This window comes from Gemmiger formicilis (assembly GCF_018784445.1).
Lineage (GTDB): Bacteria > Bacillota > Clostridia > Oscillospirales > Ruminococcaceae > Gemmiger.
The window spans coordinates 521,793-539,782 of sequence record NZ_WQOH01000004.1 but is presented as its reverse complement, the minus strand read 5'-3'; the positions used below and the strand labels follow the sequence as shown (position 1 = coordinate 539,782).

Genomic DNA, 17,990 nt, shown 5'->3' with positions numbered 1-17,990 from the left:
ATCCGAAGAAAGGAGCTGGTTTTTATAGAGCTTGACATCATTCATACCGGCGATTGCCTTAAAATCCTGAAAACTCTGCCCGATGACAGCGTTCATTGCTGTGTGACGTCCCCTCCGTATTACGCGCTCCGCGATTACGGCATGGAGGCTCAGATCGGCAGAGAGACAACGCCGAAGGAATATATCTCGCGCCTGACGGAAGTGTTTACCGAAGTCAGGCGCGTTTTGCGTCCGGACGGTACGCTCTGGCTGAACATCTCGGACACCTACGCCGGAAAAGGCAATCAGGGTGACTTTGTTGACCCAAAGAACCCCAACGGCAGAAACGGTCAGGCTGTGGCTCTCAACAACAAGGTTGAGGGCTGCAAGCCGAAAGACATGATCGGCATTCCGTGGATGCTGGCTTTTGCCCTCCGTGATACCGGCTGGTATCTGCGCAACGACATCATCTGGATGAAGGATAACCCCATGCCGGAGAGCGTGAAAGACCGCCTATCCCGCTGCTATGAGCATATTTTCCTGTTCTCAAAGTCCAAGAAGTATTTCTTCAACTACAAGGCGATTTCCGAGCCGATTGCCCCTGCAACGGCGGAACGCCTCAAGCGCGGCATGAAAGGCGGCAACAAATACGGCAAGCCCGTTCCCGGTCAGCCTCAGCCGCAGTCCATCAACCGCCCCCGTGAGCATGGCAAGATCAAGGACGCAGACATCAATCCGCTTCGCAATAAGCGCGATGTCTGGAAGATCAACACCGTTCCCTTCAAGGGCGGTCATTACGCCGCCTACCCTCCGAAGCTGGTTGAGACCTGCCTTCTCGCCGGTTGTCCCGAAGGCGGCATTGTGCTTGACCCCTTTATGGGAAGCGGCACAACCGGCATGGTTGCTGCGCAGATGGGGCGTCATTTCGTCGGCATCGAGCTGAACCCTGAATACACCGATCTTGCCTACAAGCGGATTGGAGGTGAAATCTGATGTCCAAGGAACCGGAGCTTAAAGCCCGCGACAAGGTAGTCGTGCGGATGACGCGAGACGGCGCGGTCGAGAAAAACCTGACGGCTGGCACCGAGCAGCGTGTGTCAAAGCGGCTGGAAGAAGCAGAGTTGGTGAAGTCCGCTGAGACAGTCGCGCCTTCCGAAGCTCCTTCTGCGGAGGAACAGAAAAAGGTGCAGATGCGCCGTCAACAGCGTCAGTTTCAGGCGGAACACGCCGTGGATAACGACACACAGCCGCCCTCGGAAACGACCGTCACAGAAGAGAAAAGGGCAGAAAATCCACCCCAGAATGCACCTGAACCGCTGCCCTCGGAAACGCCGTTCAAGCCTCCTGTTTTGGAGCAGCACGGCGTTTCTTCGCATACCGGCACGGTGATTGCCGAAACGGTTGTCACGCACAAGCTGCGCAAGACCTCTGCGGTTGAAGCAGTGGATGCAGATGCCGTTCTCACTCAAGCGGCGGAAACCGCCTCTGCAAAGCCGGTCTCGGACGATGCCGTCCCGCCCACGAAGCGGATGCAGAAGCTCGAAAGGAAGTCCGAGAAGGCACATGAGCGTCTGGATGCCGCCCGTAAAAAGCTGCCCACGCACAAGGTTCTCAAGAAGGAGCGCGTTTTTGATGAAGAGACCGGCAAGGGCAAAACCCGCCTTCATTTTGAGGATGAGCTGAAAAACCCAAAGGGCAAAGGCAAGCTGCAATTTGAAGCGGATAAAACCGTCCGCAAGGTCGGTGACACCCTCGCTTCCGGCATTCACGGCAAAATCCATGAGGTCGAACAGGAAAACACGGCGGTTGAGGCGGCGCATAAAACGGAGATCGCCGCTGAGACTGCCGCTCGGCATTTCCGTCATCATCGGGAAAGCAGCGTCAACAAGCCCTACGAGAAGGTCTCCAAGCTGGAACACAAGGCGGATGCTGCGGATGCGAAGCTCCAATATGAGAGAAATCAGCAGGAGCATCCTGAGATGAAGAAGCAGAACATGAACAAGCACTACCAGAAGCAGAGCATCAAGAAGGAATATGCCGCCGCTCGAAATGCCGGGCCTCAGACTGCTGGGACTGCCACAAAGAATACCGGCAAGAAGCTCGGTGAGAAGGCGTCCGACAAGATCAAGGAGTTCTTTGAGAAGAACAAGAAGGTCTTCATCTGGATCGGCGTCGGAATTGCCCTTCTCGTTTTGCTCGGTGCCGGAATCAGCTCGTGTTCGATGCTTACTTCTACCGGCTCGTCGGTTATCGCTTCCTCTTATCTCAGCGAGGATGACGCGATGCTGGGCGCGGAGGCGCAGTATTGCCGGATGGAGCAAGAGCTGCAAAGCTATCTGGATAACTATGAAAGTAACCATGACTATGACGAGTATCACTTTGATCTGGATGATATTGAGCATGACCCCTATGTGCTGATCTCCATTCTCTCGGCTCTCCATGAGGGCGAGTTCACGCTGGATGAGGTGCAGGGTACGCTCCAAATGCTGTTTGAAAAGCAGTACATCCTCACCGAAGAGGTTATCGTCGAAACCAGATACCGCACGGAAACCGACACATGGACGGACGCAGACGGCAACACGCACACGGAAACCTATCGCGTCCCGTATGACTACTACATCTGCAACGTGAAGCTCGAAAACTTCAATCTCTCCCACGTCCCGGTCTACATCATGTCTCAGGAACAGCTTTCCATGTACGCGACGTATATGTCGGTGCTGGGCAACCGCGAGGATCTGTTCGGTAACTCCCCCTATGTGGACAAGTACATCACAAATCCTCCCGCCGACTACGATGTCAACCCGGAATACCTGAACGACGAGAAGTTTGCGACACTGATCACCGAGGCGGAAAAGTATCTCGGTTATCCGTATGTTTGGGGAGGCTCCAATCCCGACACGTCCTTTGACTGCTCCGGCTTCGTCAGCTACGTTCTCACGAACAGCGGACTTGTAGATACCGGACGATTGGGCGCACAGGGGCTTTACAACGTCTGTACGCCGGTTTCAAAGGCGAATGCACAGCCCGGCGATCTTATCTTTTTCGTCGGAACGTATGACACCCCCGGCGTGTCTCACGTCGGCATTTATGTTGGTGATGGCGTCATGATTCACTGCGGCGATCCCATTCAGTACACATCCATCAACTCTTCCTATTGGCAGCAGCATTTCTACGCCTTCGGAAGACCCGCCTATTAAAAGAAAGGAGTTTTTCATGAATCCCAAGTATCAGAAAGTCCTCTCCGACATTGAGAAGGCTGAAAAGAAGAAATCCGAAATCGAAGGTCAGCTCAAGGAGCTGTACGACAAGAAGACGGAGCTGGAAAACCTTGAAATCATCAACACCGTGCGCTCTATGGTGATGGACAAGGATCAGATCATGGCGTTCCTGTCTTCCATGAAGGGCGGCACCAAGCCCGCTGAAAATACGGAGGTAATCGACAATGCGTAAGAAGTTTCGTTTTCTGACCGTCCTTGCGGTCTGCGTCATGGTTCTGTCTTGCTTCTCGGTCACGGCGTTTGCCTACGCCGATGATACCGAGCAGAACCTTCCGGTTACGGAGGCAACTCAGCCCGAACAGCAGCCCGCAGTCACTCCCACGCCGGAAAAGCCGAAGGGTGAGCCGATTGACGATGAGGGCAACGCCTACACCCGCGACCTGCTCTATGACAAGGCGACGAACAAGCAGTTCATCACTGTCCAGACGAAGAACGGCAACACCTTTTTCATTGTCATCGACTACGATGCGCCCATCAACGAGGATGAGGAACAGTATCAGACGTACTTCCTCAACATGGTCGATGAAAGCGATCTGCTTGCGCTGCTGGATGAAGACACTGCGGCTGCTCTGACCACCTGTAACTGCAAGGAAAAGTGCGCTGCCGGTCAGGTCAACACCGACTGCCCGGTCTGCAAGACCAACATGAGCGAATGCACCGGCGCAGCCCCCGTTACGCCTGAGCCGGACAAGGATGCGGAAACCGATGCTCCCGCCACTAAACCCGAAAAGAAATCCAACATCGGCATGATCCTCGTCATCTTCGTTCTTGCCGGTGCTGCGGGTGCAGCCTATTACTACATCAAGTTCGTCAAGGGCAGAAAGCCCAAGGATGAAGATATGGACTTCTTTGATGATGAAGGCTACGAGGAAGAGCCGTACATCAATGAGGATGAAGAGCCGCAGATTGCGGAGAATGTCGAAACGGATGGTGATGAAGATTGATCTTAGTCATTGCTGAAAAGCCCAGCGTTGCCCAGTCCATCGCAAAGGTTCTGGGCGCAACGTCCCGAAAGGACGGCTATATGGAGGGCGGCAATTACATCGTTTCGTGGTGCTTCGGTCATCTGGTGGAGCTGGCAGACGCCAGCTCCTACGATGAGCGGTATGCCAAGTGGCGGTATGACGATCTGCCCATTGTTCCGGAAAGCTGGATGTTTGAGGTCACGAAGGACAAAGCACAGCAGTTCAAGGTGCTGTCCGCTCTCATGAAGGACAAGCGCGTCACCGAGCTGGTCTGCGCAACCGATGCAGGACGCGAGGGTGAGCTGATCTTCCGGCTGGTCTACGACAAAGCCGGATGCACCAAGTCCTTCAAGCGTCTGTGGATCAGCTCTTTGGAGGACTCCGCCATCCGCGAAGGCTTCAACCATCTCCGAGATGGCAAGGAATATGACCGTCTCTATGAAGCAGCACTCAGCCGCTCAAAGGCGGACTGGATTGTTGGCATCAACGGCACCCGCCTGTTCACCACGCTTTATCACAAAAAGCTGGTGGTCGGGCGCGTCCAGACGCCGACCCTTGCAATGCTGGTGGAACGCGACGGGAAAATCTCCACATTCCAGAAGGAGAAATATTTCAATGTCCATATCGGCAAGGGCGATCTGACCGCCGATCTGGAAAAGGTCAAAACCAAAGAGGAAGCAAAAAGAATTGCGGCGGCTTGCGAGAAAAAGCAAGCCGTCGTTTCTTCTCTCAAGCGGGAGACGAAAACCGTCAATCCTCCAAAGCTCTATGATCTGACCACCTTGCAGCGCGAGGCAAACCGATATTACGGCTTCACTGCCCAGCAGACGCTTGATCTCGTCCAGACGCTCTACGAAAAGAAGCTCCTGACCTATCCGCGCACGGACAGCCAGTTTATTACGGACGATATGGAGGACACTGCCCGTCAGGTCATTTCCATTGTCTGCCGCCAGCTTCCGCTTTTCTCCGGCGTTTCGATCACTCCGGACATTGCCCGCGTGACCGACAACATCAAGGTCACGGATCACCATGCCATTCTCCCGACCGTCCAGCTTGAAAAGCAGGATGTTTTCGCGCTGCCTCAGTCGGAGCAGAAAATCCTCAATCTTGTCGGGATGCGCCTTCTGTGTGCAACCGGTGAGAAGCATACCTACGCAGAGACGCAGATCACGCTCTCCTGCGAGGGCTATGCGTTCAAAACCAAGGGCAAGACCGTCATTCAAAACGGCTGGAAAGCCATTGAAGAGCTGTTCAAGGCATCTCTCAAGACGAAGGAAAAGGACGATCCCATGAAGTCCCTGCCCGAAGTCCATGAGGGCGATATGCTGGATGGTGTATCTGCCAGCATCACCGAACACTTCACGACACCTCCGAAGCAGTACACGGAAGATACCCTCCTGTCTGCAATGGAGACTGCCGGAAACGATCAGTTCGACGATGACACCGAGAAGAAAGGTCTCGGCACTCCCGCGACCCGCGCCGGTATCATTGAAAAGCTGGTGAAGTCCGGCTTTGCAGAGCGCAAAGGCAAATCCCTCATTCCCACAAAGGACGGCTGCAACCTCGTTTGCGTCCTGCCGGAACAGATTACGTCTCCCGCAATGACTGCGGAATGGGAAAACACGCTCATGGAGATCGAACGCGGCAATGCGGATGCAGACGCATTTCTCAGCGGCATTGTCCGGATGACCGGGGATCTCGTGAAAGCCTACCCGTTTCTCTCCGATGCCGAAGCCCAGCGTTTCGGCACGGGGAAAGAGGAAATCGGCAAATGCCCCCGCTGCGGCTCTCCGGTCTATGTCGGCAAGGGCAACTTCTACTGCTCGAACAAGGACTGCTCCTTCTGCCTGTGGGAAGACAACAAGTTCTTTTCCAGCAAGAAAAAGAAGCTGACCAAGAAGATTGCAAAGGAGCTGCTGGACAAGGGCTGGTGCCGCGTGACCGGGCTTTACACGCCGAAGAAGCCTCAGCTCTACGATGCGGTGATCCGTCTGGATGACAGCGGCGGCAAATACGTCAGCTTCAAGATGGAGTTTGACCGATGAGCCGCCCGAAATATATTGCTTCATGCAGCGGAGGCAAAGACAGCGTAGCGACGCTCCTGCTGGCTGCACAGCACAATGAGCCGCTGGACGAGGCGGTTTTCAGTGAGGTCATGTTCGACAAAAACACAAGCGGCGAAGTCCCGGAACACCGGGACTTCATTTATGACCGGCTCAAGCCCTTCTGCGAAAAGGAGCTGGGCATCAAGTTCACCATTCTCCATGCGGACAAGACCTACGATGAGGTGTTCCATCATGTCATCACCCGCGGACCGCACAAGGGCGAGGTTCGCGGTTTTGCGTGGGCCGGGATGTGCGCGGTCAATCGGGACTGCAAAATCCCGCCCGTCCGAAAGTACAATGCCGCGCTTTCTCCGGACACCGTGAGCTATGTCGGCATCGCGGAGGATGAACCCAAACGCCTTGCGCGTCTGGACGGCGTGAAGAAGGTCAGTCTGCTTGCCAAGTACGGCATGACCGAGGTTGACGCCTACAAGCTCTGTCAGGAACACGGGCTGCTTTCCCCAATCTACACTCACTGCCGGAGAAACGGCTGCTGGTTCTGTCCCAACGCCAGTGACTCGGAGCTGCTGCACATGGTCACAAAGCACCCGGATATGTTTGACCGGCTGATTGAATGGGAGAACGAGGATAACATCTTCCATCGTCGGATGACGCGCAGAGAAACCCCGTCTGAGGTAAAGGCTCGTTTACTGAGCAAATCCCAAACGGGGTTTTCTTTGCCCAAAAGCAAATAAGAAATGGAGGTTTGAGATGGCTGAAAACAAAAATGCACAGCAAGTCCGCGAAATCACGGACAAGCTGCAACAGGGCATCAAAGAGCTTTTTGAATCCGAGCGGTTCAAGGAATATCTCCGCACGATGTCCAAGTTCTACAACTATTCCTTCAACAACACGCTGCTCATTGCGATGCAGAAGCCGGAGGCAACCTATGTTGCCGGTTATACCTCGTGGCAGCGCAACTTTGACCGTCAGGTCATGAAGGGCGAAAAGGGCATCAAGATTCTTGCACCCGCGCCGTACAAGGCGCAGGAAGAGCGTGAGAAGATTGATCCTTTGACGCAGAAGCCGGTGATCGGCGTAGATGGGAAGGCTGTCACGGAGACGGTTGAGGTTCTGCGGCCTGCCTTCAAGGTGGTGAGCGTGTTCGATGTCTCCCAGACGGACGGCAAGGAGCTTCCGGACATCATTGTCGATGAGCTGAAAGGCACCGTCGAGAACTACGAGGCGTTCTTCGATGCACTCAAGCAGGAATCTCCCGTCCCTATTTCCTTTGAGGACATTCCGGGCGGTGCAAAGGGATTCTTCTCGCCGGTTGAAAGCCGCATTGCCATTCAGGAAGGCATGAGCGAAATCCAGACGGTCAAAACCGCCATTCACGAGATCGCCCACGCAAAGCTCCACGCTTTCAAGCCGGACGAGAAAGCCGCTCCCGAAGATAAGAAGGATCGTCACACCAAGGAGGTTGAGGCGGAGAGCGTTGCCTACACCGTCTGCCAGCGTTACGGCATTGAAACCTCGGACTATTCCTTCGGCTACATCGCCGGTTGGTCATCCGGCAAGGAAACCAAGGAACTGAAAAGCTCTCTGGACACCATCCGCAAGACGGCGGCTGAAATGATCGAGGGCATTGACGCCAAGCTCAAGGTGCTGCTGGCAGAGAAAGCGCAGTCCGTCGAGCAGGAAGCTGTTCCGGAGAAAAAGCCGGAAGCCCCCATTTACCGCGAGACGGCGAATTATGCCTATGAAGCCGGTGAGCTGGAGTCATATCGTGCTTCTCTCGCTGCAAACGTGGAATGCCGCCGTGCGATTGAGGCGGCAATCAGTTCTAACTACGGAGACAACCGGCTGGATGCGGATGCTGCCGTGAAAAGCGTCCTTGAGCAGTTCTCTCCGGAGCGTGTCCGATATGTCCTTGCAAACACCATTCAGCAGAAAGACTTTGACGGGCGTATTCCGCAGCCCCTCAAGGAATGGGCAAAGAGCATTGATGTCTGCCCGGAGAATGCCTCCCGCTTCCTTGTGGATAAACCCAATCCCGGACTGACGGCACTTTTCGTCGATGCGTTCCGTCAGCAGACTGAACCCCAGAAAGAAGCTACTTCCGAGAAGGCAGAGAAAAGAGACCCGGAGGTCGTTGCATGGGAGAACGGTGAGATTACCTCTATTGAGGTAAAAACTGTGGAGGTCAAGTCTCCCTTTGCCCCCTTGCCGGAGGAAGCGGCAAAAGCACCGAAAGCGCACCGCCTGACTGCCGAAGAGAAGGAGATCAAAGCCGCCGTCATGGACACGCTCAAGGGGCAGATTGCCTATAACAACGACGGTATGCGGGCGTCCTACCGCGCCTCTAACCACTCCTTCAATCTGCTGGCACGGAACGGCGTCAGGATTGAGGGCAACACGGTCACGCAGAATGGCGAGCCGCTGTTCAAAATCCATCGCCGTCATGCGACGCGGAAAACGCAAGGCTGTTACCGTGAGCTGATGCCGACGCTGGAATACGTCAAGCAGGAGCAGAAGCAGGAAAAGCCCTCCATCCGTGATCAGCTCAGGACTGCTGCAAAACAGCAGCCGGAGAAAAAGTCTCCGGTCAAATCCAAAACGCACGACATGGAGTTGTGAGAAAGGAGACGCATGAAGAAATACACAGACGTTGACATCGTTGCGGAGCTGCAGAAGCTCGTGGACAGTCATGTAGACAGCTACAAAGAAGACTTCGACATCGACAAGCGCATCATCCGCCGCGCTGCCGAAAGCCGGAATCCCGGAGAGAAAACGCTGATGTGGTTCTGCCGTCCGCATGGAACGCACTGCCTCAATGAAAATCAAGTCTTTATTCAGGGAACGCGGGATCACAACACCTTCCGTTTCTATGCGGAACAGACCTACGACGAGTGCGTTGCCCGCGTTATTGTCCCGAAAACCGTCAAGCGCGGCAAGGTGTTCGGGGATGTCTTTGAGATCAACTACCGGGAACAGGCGGCAAATGTGGCGCAGAACTCGGTTGCGCCGGACCATGACCGGCTGACCTTCGCAGACGGCTTTGTACTGGAAGCCCCCTGCCGCAGCAGCTTCGATGCAGCAATGGCTCTGGTCGGTGAGCATGGCGGCGTCAAAACCCGCCAGACGCTCCCAAAGGATGCGGAGGCTCTGGCGGAAGTGCTGTCCAAGCAAAAAACCCGCCTTGACAGACTGCCGGATGCAGGAAGGACAGAGACGCTTTCGCCTCTGCCCGTTGCAGAACTTCGGAAGTACGAGGCGGTCAAAAAGGCTCACCCTGACGCGCTGGTCTGCTTTGCCCAGAATGGCTATTTTGAGCTGTACGGCAAGGACGCGGAAAAAGCCGCGCCCCTGCTCGGCACAAAGCTCCTTGAGAAGAAGGTACGCGGCAAGCCCTCCATGCCAGTGACCGGCTTCCGTGAAAGCGCATGGGTAGCCGGTTCTCACAAGCTCTGGAAGTCCGGCGCAGATGTCTTTCTCAGCAAGGACGGCGAGACCTTCAAGGAACTCAAAGCCGCAGATTACATTCCTGTCGGTGCGACACTGAATGTGGATGGAATCAAGTGCAGAATTGACGCGGTTGATTCTGCCGCCGATGAAGTCCAACTGACCAACATCGAGGACAAGAACCGCCCCATCCGCTTTTCTGAGAGCATCCAGTATGTCCGCGCCTATGTGGAGGATGCCGGAACTGCCATCTACGACACCATCCCAAAGAAGCCCGCTGCCCGTGAATCCATCCGCGACAAGCTGAAATCCGCACAGAAAGCCCAGCCGCCCCACACACCGAAGCCACAGAAATTGAAAGGAAAGGATATGGAACTCTGATATGAAAAACTTTACCGTAGAAGAACTCAACCTCATGTGCTGCTTCAATACGTCCAGCCGGAAGCGGCTGATCGACGATATGAAGAGCGTCACCCTGAACGACATGGACGGTGAGATCGCAGAGCTGATGTATAAGACCATCCGGAAGCTCGAAGCCATGACGGACACGGAGTTTGAGGAACTGTATATCATGCCGGACGGCATGGTGGATGATTGAAAGGAGGATGCCTATGCCTGTATTAGACGGCAATTTTGAAGCCTTCGTCACGAACCTTGGCAAGTACAATGAGGGTATGCTGGTCGGTGAGTGGGTGAAACTGCCCACCACCGAGGAAGAGATGCAGAATGTCTTTGAGCGCATCGGGATCGGTCAGCAGGACGAGTTCGGTCAGCCCTATGAAGAGTGGTTTATCACCGACTACGAAAGTCCGATCTACGGCGTCCAGAAGATGCTTGGCGAGTACGAGAGTCTTGATAAGCTCAACTATCTCGCCGCTTTGATTGACGAGCTTTCCCTGAGCGATCAGGAAAAGCTCGTTGCCATTATGGAGGCTGGCTGCGATGAGGTCAGCGACATCGACGATCTCATCAACCTGACGTTCAATCTGGACTGCTACGACATCATGCCCGGTATCAACGACGAATCCGATCTCGGCTACTATTACGCCCACGAAGCCGGTATCTACTCTGAAAAGGATCTCGGTCCACTGGCAAATTACATCGACTATGAACGCTATGGGCGCGACATTGCGATGGATGAGCAGGGACGTTTCACCGATGAGGGCTATGTCCGCGTCGCAAGCGAACGCTGGGACAGACAGTTTAACGGTGAGCTGGACGATATTCCCGACGAATACCGGATCACCGGCTCAGGGGAAGACGCCGAGCGTGACAGCACCATCGCCGTTCTCGTCGTTGAGCCGGGAAAGGAGCCTTATGTGAAGGAGATTGACTCGGATCTCAAGTCCTTGCAGCATGAGGTCGGCGGCTGCATCGAGGCAATTTATCCCTACGAAGACCCGGTTGCCTTAGTCTGCAACGAGGAAGGCAAGCTGGAAGGTCTGCCCCTGAACCGCGCTCTGCGTGATGAGGACGGTGACATCTACGATGTTGTTGCCGGAACATTTATGGTAGTCGGTTTGACGGATGACAGCTTCGGCTCTCTGACCGTAGAGCAGATGCAGAAGTTCTCTGACCTCTTCAAAGTTCCGGAGCAGTTTGTCAAGCTGGGCGATAAGATTGTGGCGATCCCCATGATCTCGAAGGAACAGCAGAAGCAGGAGAGCATCGAGCAGAAGGACTTTGAGATGAACGCCGACACCTCCGGTCTGACGGTTGCCGGTCACATCGGGACGTGGCACACCATTGACCAGCACGAAGTCGGCGGTCACAGTTTTTATTTGATGGAGCATGACACCTACGGCGATGAAGCTGCCTGTATCATTGTCGATGAGCGTGGCAAGCTCGTCCTTGATGATGTCTACAACGGCTTTGACGATGACACACTCCGCCTTCTCGACCTTGAGGTCAAGGAAGTGCCGGAAATGCCCGATCCTGCGCTCTCCGTTCAAGATATGAAGGACTACGGCTACGCATGGGCTGGCGTTCTTCCCGCTGGACAGGAAGCGGCTGAGAAGGCTTTGGAGAAGGGCTGCGAGGTGTACCGGCTCTATTCGGATAACACCGAGGGCTTGTGCGTGGATGCAAAGGAGATTGCCGATCATGCGGCAAAGGGCGGAATGCTCGGTATCAGCAAGGAAAGCTGGATGGCGGCTCTTGAGAAGGAAAACTATCTCAAGGCAGCGGAGATGTCGATGGAGGATGACTACGGCATGATTGATGGGATCATCAACAACGGTCCGAAGGAGGACAAGACCGCAGAGGTCAAAGCCCCCGAAAGGAGCGAGAAGTCCTCCATCATGGACAGGCTCAAGTCCGCAAAGGCTGAAAAGCAGAAGGAATGCTGCCCTCCCCAAAAGCACAAAGGAGAGATTGAGCTGTGAGCAGAAGTCAGAAGTGGCGGCAGGAGTGGTCGTTCTTCATAGGAGATAGCGGACGCCGGAAGTATAACCGCTTCTGCGTCCGCTGCGTCCATAGCTGCAAGCAGAGCTTCCGTGCGGATCTCATCGCCTGTCCGCACTTCTCCCGCAAGGCATCGCGGTGTAGACAGTTAGGGGTCGAAAAAGCCTGTGATTGCAAGCCTCAGAGCGACGAGGAATGACCGCCCAGTGTGATTATATTCCCCGCACAGTTCCAGCAATAGAGCGAGAATAAGTGTCGATTTCGGCACTTGTTTGAATGCCCGGAAAACGAACCAAAAGCCTCTGTCGATGCCCGTTTTGGGTGTCGGCAGAGGCTCTTTTTTTATGACATATTCAAAATAGCGGACAGCAGCTCTTGAACCTGTTGCCGGTATTCCGGCTTTATATCCGAAATACGTCTGGCAAGCGCAAGGGCTTCCGCTTCTGGCTCATCGGTCCCAAAGATAATTCGGTCCGCACTGACGCCCAGCAAACGGCAAAGACGCTGCAAGGCTTCAAGAGAAATACCGGAAGCACCACGCTCAATAGCGCTCAGGTGATTCGGCGTCATGCCAAGCATTTCTGAGAGCGTGTCCTGCGTATAGCCCGCCTGTTCTCTTGCCACTTGAATATTGCCGCCGATTTCAATATTGATGTCCTTCTTCTCTCGCATAGCCTCACCACCTTTGCATTTAGTGTACCTAACGGCGGTGTCATTATCCACGGTACGCCGTCGTTGATTTTACTAACGACAATGCGTTGACTGTCCGTGATGAGGGTGATAGAATGGAGTTACCTACCAAAAGAGTGAAAGAAGGGGTGTCATGTCGCGCATTATTGAGTTTAGAAAGTCTGCTCAAAAAGCTGAAAAGCAATCCGTTCAAGGCAAGACTTGTGCGTTTACCGGTCATAGACCGCAGAGTCTTCCGTTCGGCTTTGATGAATCCGATAAGCGTTGTACTTCTTTGAAATCTGTTATGCGGGATCAGATTGTAGCACTCATCGAGAACGAGGGCGTCACGCATTTTATTACCGGCATGGCTCTTGGCGTCGATATGTACGCTGCGGAAATTGTACTCGATTTGAAATCAAAATACCCTCACATTACTCTGGAAAGTGCAATCCCTTGTGAGACACAAGCGATCAAATGGTCTGTGGCTTCACGGGAACGGTATTATAATATCGCGGCAAAGTGTGACAAGGAGACCATGCTGCAACGGGAGTACACGCCGGACTGCATGGACAAGAGAAATCGGTACATGGTAGATCACGCCGATTATATTCTCGCAGTATGGAATGGATGCCCCAGCGGTACCGGGAACACCGTGAGATATGCCCACAAAAAGGGCAAATCTATCATCGTTATCAATCCGGTTTCCCTTGATGTCACGCGGGAATAAGGCAAAAATCCCACTTCTGAATCAAGCGTTGCGAAAACCGTGAAGTATTTCCCGATAGTGAATACACATTGCACTACTTGGTGATTATTGGAAACGTGTACGGCGTATGCTGCCCAGTGAACATCTCCACGGAACACATCGGATTTTCACGGCTTCACAAAACGGAAAGTGTCACCTTATGAACAGTACCTTGCCGAGAGGAAAATAAATCGCTGGAAACGGGAACGCCCCCGGCACTGTGCGTCTGGCACAGTGTCGGGGGCGTTTTTCCGTGTCTTAGTTATGAGCCAGTTCATTTAGGAGCTGCTTTCGATAGTCCACATCCAAGACGCAGCGATGGAAGTCCATCAGACGGTGTTCGTCGAACAGCTTTTCACAGAGCTTGGTCAGAGGATGATTCATCAGCTTTGCAGAAATGCCAGTCTCATTGAAAAACCTTGCCCATGTGAAGACCTCTTCTAAATCCTCCTGCCCAAGCGTGGCGGGAATGATGGCGTTGCAGAGGCGGACAATGGGGCTGTCCGCAAATCGCTCTGCCACTTCCTCCGGTGTGCATTCATAGCGGTCACAGTCAAAGGAAAGTGCATCCTCAATTTTAAGATAATTTTCGGTTTCATCCCGCGTCAAGGTTATGGTGTAGTCTCCCATACCGGACGGCACATCAATATTCTCCATGACATCAAGCTCGAAACGGGAGCCGCCGATGATCGCTTCAAAGGAGAAGGACTGACAGATTACTGCTGGGTTTTTGTCTATCTTGTCCTCATTCAGAAATGACAGCGGATTATACTCCGTCAGTTCCCAGCCGATTTTACCTCTCTCTGTTTGCTCGGCAATCTGCTGGATCAGATGTCGTTCTTCTTCGTGCAGATTTTCATTGTACAACATGATACACCTCCGTTTTCTGATTGTCGTTTTTTTGGGGGCTGCTCTATGTTTCCGAAGAGACTGCCGTTTGTATCATCATTCCTTGGCTGAGGGCAGACCTTCGTAAAACTTCCTAAGTTCGTCCAAACTGCTTGTCCGATTTTTGATGGGCAGGGAGTCCCATGTGATGTCATGATAGCGTTCCGGCGGCTCGTCCCGCAGTCTTCGGTCGATGATGCAGACAATGCCTGTGTCTGTGAAATTACGGATCAATCGTCCGATGCCCTGCTTGAGCTTGATAATCATTTCGGGAACGCGAACATCCATCAGAGCATCCTTAGCAATGGAACACTTATACTCGATAATTGGATCGGGGACAGGAAACGGAAGCCGGAAAATGATGACATTGGAAAGGCTTTTCCCTTCAATGCTGATGCCTTCCCAATATGCGCCCGTCCCCAGAAGCACGGAGTTCGTATCTTCCTTAAACTCATTCAGCACCTTGTCCTGCGACGATCCCGGCTGCTGCATCAAGATTTTGTACGGAAGATTTTTCTCACTGAGAATGGAGTAGACCTCTTCCATGTCGGTCTTTGCCGTAAACAGCACGAGTGCCTTTCCATTGGAAATGCTCAGGATCTCAAGCAGCCGCTCCACACCCTTTTCAATGAAGGCTTCATGTTCTCTGGTCGGGTGCGGGAGATCGTCGCAATAGTAGATCATGGCGTGTTCATCGTATGGATATGGGGAAGGCTTTGGCTCGGATAAGCAGCCGCGATCACCAGCGGGAAAGCCGGTATTGCTGATAAAGTAAGAATACTGTTCTTCCAGAGACCCGCTCGTGGCGTTCGTCAGCGTGGCAGAGGTCAAGATGGTTCTTTCATCACCATTGAAGTATAGGCGGCTCACAATTTCCCTCGTGTTTTTAGGGCAATAGACGAGTTCCGCGTTGCTGCCGTGCTGCTCGATCCAGATCAGCATATCGTCTATCTGGTCAAGAAGCTCCGAAAGGGATTCGCTGACGGCATCCAGATCATCAGAGGCAGCAAAGGAACGGTTGTTTCTGAAATCCATGCTGGAATAAATCTGAATGCTGGACGAAAGGTTGTGTATGGCGGCGTTCATTTCAGTAAGCAGCTCAACCGCACTGCCGTTTTGGTCAAAGAAAAAGCGGTCAGCGTAGCGCATATCCTGTTCTGCCTCGTTGATCTGCTTTTGGACTTGTGCTTTCAGGCAGTTATAGAAGGCGATGATTGCGCTCTCTGCCTCTCGCTTTTCACCTGACACACTGCTCTGGTCAAAGGATCGCAGCTCATAGAATGCGCTCTTAATCATTCCAAAGAGCATACCTTGCCCGAAACGCTCCGTTGTGGCACTCCGCACCTTATCATCCAAGTTGTGTGCTTCATCCACGACAAGCAGATCAGCGGCGGCGTTAATCAGCCCTTCCTGACCGCGCCAGAGTTTCATGAGATGCTGGGTTAAAAAATCCTGATTGCACAGTACCACTCCATCCGTAAACTTTAATGCTGCGCGGATCTTGTAATACTTGCACTTCTTTTCACAGGAGCCACAATTCTTCATGCTGAACCGCTGCACGTTTACCTTGTCCCAGACTCCTTGCGGCAAAACCTCCGGGAAATCCTTGCGTTCCTCATACCCTTGCTTGATTCCTTCTTTGATCGCGTCCGGTGGGTCTGCTTTCGGGTCACACATATACTCATCTGCGCGTTTGTTGCAGAGATAATGGGTCTGTCCTTTTGCGAGGATTACATCTCTGTTCAGCCCAAGAAGGGGCATTACCGCGTGGACATCGCGCCAGAGCTGTTCTTGAAGCGCAATGGTCGAGGTTGCGATGATAACCGGCTTGTTCATGCGTTTGCTGTACAGCAGCACCGGCACAAGATAGCCAAAGGACTTGCCAATGCCCACGCCAGCTTCAATCGCAAAATGCTGATCATTTATGAGGGCGTCCACAATCTCAAAGGACATATCCTGCTGCCCTTCACGCATTTCCAATCCATGCTGCGGGGCTTCATCCCAAAAGAAGGTGCTGACTTGCTCACTCATGGAGTACAGCTCTGCTTTTCTGCGCTTTTTCCGTTCCTCCGATGTATTGAATCCAAAATAGAATCTGTTGTCCATCCACATTCCTCCCGGAATAGAAACCAAGGCTATCCGCGTTTCAGTTCAATGCTGACGTTTCCGTTCTCGTCGATGGTCAGCGTCATGTGCCTGATGTGCTTCTCATAGAACTGCCGCCGCTCTGCGGGAGACATTTCGATCCTCGTGTTTCGCAGAGCTGCATCAAACATATCGTTGACATTCAGGTGAACGGAGTTGTCAATCCAGCGGTACATCTCCTTGAACAGTGCGTTTTTCTTGATGTCCTCGCTGTTGCCGGAGTAGAAGTCATCCAGATAGCAGTAGAATATCCCGGATTCTGCAAGTGCCGCCTTCATATCCGGTCCGCATTTTTCCCGCTCAATCATGACAAGAAATCTGGCGTCCGGCAAGGAAGAAATCAGTCCCCAGTAGTCGGAATCACTTGAGACGATGACGAAGGAATCCACTTGCTTCTGGTAGTGTTCCTGACAGGCTCTTGCGGTGAGTTTGATGTCCACCAGTGATTTGTTCTGCTTGATCCGCTCAATCATGATATGTTCAACGGGGATGCGGGTGTAGTTTTCAAGAATCCGCCACGCCGTAGCAGTATGTACGTCATCAAAGAGAATGATCGCCGTAATTTTCTGCATGACCTCATAATCAAGATTTTTGAGCGTGGCGCACAGCTTGTACGGATCGGAGTTTTCGCAGTCCACTACCAATACGGTTTTCTCACTGTCATCTATGAAGTCGTAGATATTGTTTTTTACAAAATCCCCTGCATCGGAGACTTTACTGTATTCCGTGAAGGCGTCGCAATGCCATTGATAAAGCAGGGTAGCAAACTTTTTATCATTATAGAGGACATTACCCTCGTCCATTGGAACCCAGTTGATATACATTTGATAGGGGTAGTAGGAGAGACTTGCGTAATAGATGTCCGCAGCATCTTTCGTTCCGTCCTCTGTCAAACCGTTTGGCATGATGAACAGCTCTTTTATGTACGCCCAGTTAATCCAGATTGGAAAGAGGCTTTTGCAGTTGTTAATGCGGTCTGAAATCAGCCGGTTGATCTCGATAATGTGGTGGCAGAGCTTTGTACTCGACTTTTTGATAAAGTTGATTCCGTCATTTGAAAGCTGCTGCATACTGGAAGCCGGGATGATCTCTGGCATTGAAAGCAGCCCTCGATACTCCATTCGCATGATGTCATTTATTTTCCGGTAGTTGCGCTCAATGGCGGTGCGGATGATACATAGATTACGAATGATACGGGCATTTTTATCCTGTTCAAGCCGGTTGTATATCTCTATCTTCGGCGGCTCGTGTTCATTTTGGAAAATACGAAGCGGGACGCCGATCAGGTAAGCGACCTTTGACACAAGCTCATAGGTGCTGTCTTTGTAGGCAATCTGTTCTCCGGCATATTCGATGCCATTCAACATGACTGAATTGCCCATGATCTACTCCTTTCTCGTAGGGG

General features: G+C 52.9%; 16 protein-coding genes. 12 read left to right on the top strand and 4 right to left on the bottom strand.

The features are described 5' to 3' along the window. Positions 1-141: 141 nt before the first annotated feature. From GPK89_RS02715 to GPK89_RS02665, 11 genes are read left to right on the top strand one after another with little or no spacing between them, the layout of a single operon-like run. Positions 142-972, top strand: coding sequence for a DNA-methyltransferase (locus tag GPK89_RS02715; protein ID WP_252261410.1), 831 nt, complete (start codon positions 142-144; stop codon positions 970-972). Continuing rightward, complete coding sequence (locus GPK89_RS02710) at positions 972-3,176, top strand: C40 family peptidase (protein WP_215691453.1); 2,205 nt, start codon at positions 972-974, stop codon at positions 3,174-3,176. Before GPK89_RS02715 ends, GPK89_RS02710 begins: the two co-directional genes overlap by 1 nt. 16 nt (positions 3,177-3,192) lie before the next feature. Next, positions 3,193-3,429 carry a DUF4315 family protein gene (locus tag GPK89_RS02705; RefSeq protein ID WP_006573549.1) on the top strand — a complete coding sequence of 79 codons (237 nt, stop codon included), beginning with the start codon at positions 3,193-3,195 and terminating at the stop codon, positions 3,427-3,429. After that, positions 3,422-4,201, top strand: coding sequence for a DUF4366 domain-containing protein (locus tag GPK89_RS02700; protein ID WP_215691452.1), 780 nt, complete (start codon positions 3,422-3,424; stop codon positions 4,199-4,201). Before GPK89_RS02705 ends, GPK89_RS02700 begins: the two co-directional genes overlap by 8 nt. After that, complete coding sequence (locus GPK89_RS02695) at positions 4,198-6,267, top strand: DNA topoisomerase 3 (protein ID WP_215691451.1); 2,070 nt, start codon at positions 4,198-4,200, stop codon at positions 6,265-6,267. The genes GPK89_RS02700 and GPK89_RS02695 overlap by 4 nt, the downstream gene beginning before the upstream one ends. After that, entirely contained in the window at positions 6,264-7,022 is a 759-nt protein-coding gene (locus GPK89_RS02690) for a phosphoadenosine phosphosulfate reductase (RefSeq protein ID WP_215691450.1), read from the top strand. The genes GPK89_RS02695 and GPK89_RS02690 overlap by 4 nt, the downstream gene beginning before the upstream one ends. A gap of 16 nt (positions 7,023-7,038) precedes the next feature. Then, positions 7,039-8,907, top strand: coding sequence for a DUF3849 domain-containing protein (locus GPK89_RS02685; protein WP_215691449.1), 1,869 nt, complete (start codon positions 7,039-7,041; stop codon positions 8,905-8,907). A gap of 12 nt (positions 8,908-8,919) precedes the next feature. After that, positions 8,920-10,113: a DNA mismatch repair protein MutS gene (locus GPK89_RS02680; RefSeq protein WP_215691448.1), complete on the top strand. Its 1,194-nt coding sequence runs from the start codon at positions 8,920-8,922 to the stop codon at positions 10,111-10,113. Position 10,114: 1 nt separating this feature from the next. Next, entirely contained in the window at positions 10,115-10,330 is a 216-nt protein-coding gene (locus GPK89_RS02675; protein ID WP_215691447.1) for a transposon-transfer assisting family protein, read from the top strand. Positions 10,331-10,343: 13 nt separating this feature from the next. Then, a complete protein-coding gene (locus GPK89_RS02670; protein ID WP_252261409.1) occupies positions 10,344-12,116 on the top strand; it encodes an antirestriction protein ArdA in 1,773 nt (590 codons plus the stop codon). Further along, on the top strand, positions 12,113-12,334 hold the full coding sequence (locus GPK89_RS02665) for a hypothetical protein (RefSeq protein ID WP_058966976.1): 222 nt from the start codon (positions 12,113-12,115) through the stop codon (positions 12,332-12,334). The genes GPK89_RS02670 and GPK89_RS02665 overlap by 4 nt, the downstream gene beginning before the upstream one ends. Positions 12,335-12,477: 143 nt before the next feature. Here the strand turns inward: GPK89_RS02665 and GPK89_RS02660 are convergent, their stop codons facing one another. Further along, positions 12,478-12,807 (bottom strand): helix-turn-helix domain-containing protein, encoded by a 330-nt coding sequence (locus GPK89_RS02660; protein ID WP_006573527.1) that lies wholly within the window; start codon positions 12,805-12,807, stop codon positions 12,478-12,480. 151 nt (positions 12,808-12,958) lie between these two features. On the opposite strand from GPK89_RS02660, the gene GPK89_RS02655 reads away from it, so the two are divergent. Next, on the top strand, positions 12,959-13,534 hold the full coding sequence (locus GPK89_RS02655; protein WP_008816165.1) for an SLOG family protein: 576 nt from the start codon (positions 12,959-12,961) through the stop codon (positions 13,532-13,534). A gap of 276 nt (positions 13,535-13,810) precedes the next feature. On the opposite strand, the gene GPK89_RS02650 is transcribed toward GPK89_RS02655, so the two are convergent. The 3 genes from GPK89_RS02650 to GPK89_RS02640 form a co-directional block, all read right to left on the bottom strand. Then, positions 13,811-14,422: a hypothetical protein gene (locus tag GPK89_RS02650; protein ID WP_008816164.1), complete on the bottom strand. Its 612-nt coding sequence runs from the start codon at positions 14,420-14,422 to the stop codon at positions 13,811-13,813. Positions 14,423-14,497: 75 nt separating this feature from the next. Next, a complete protein-coding gene (locus GPK89_RS02645) occupies positions 14,498-16,546 on the bottom strand; it encodes an ATP-dependent DNA helicase (RefSeq protein WP_215691445.1) in 2,049 nt (682 codons plus the stop codon). Positions 16,547-16,575: 29 nt separating this feature from the next. Then, entirely contained in the window at positions 16,576-17,967 is a 1,392-nt protein-coding gene (locus GPK89_RS02640; protein WP_008816162.1) for an NYN domain-containing protein, read from the bottom strand. Positions 17,968-17,990: the final 23 nt, after the last annotated feature.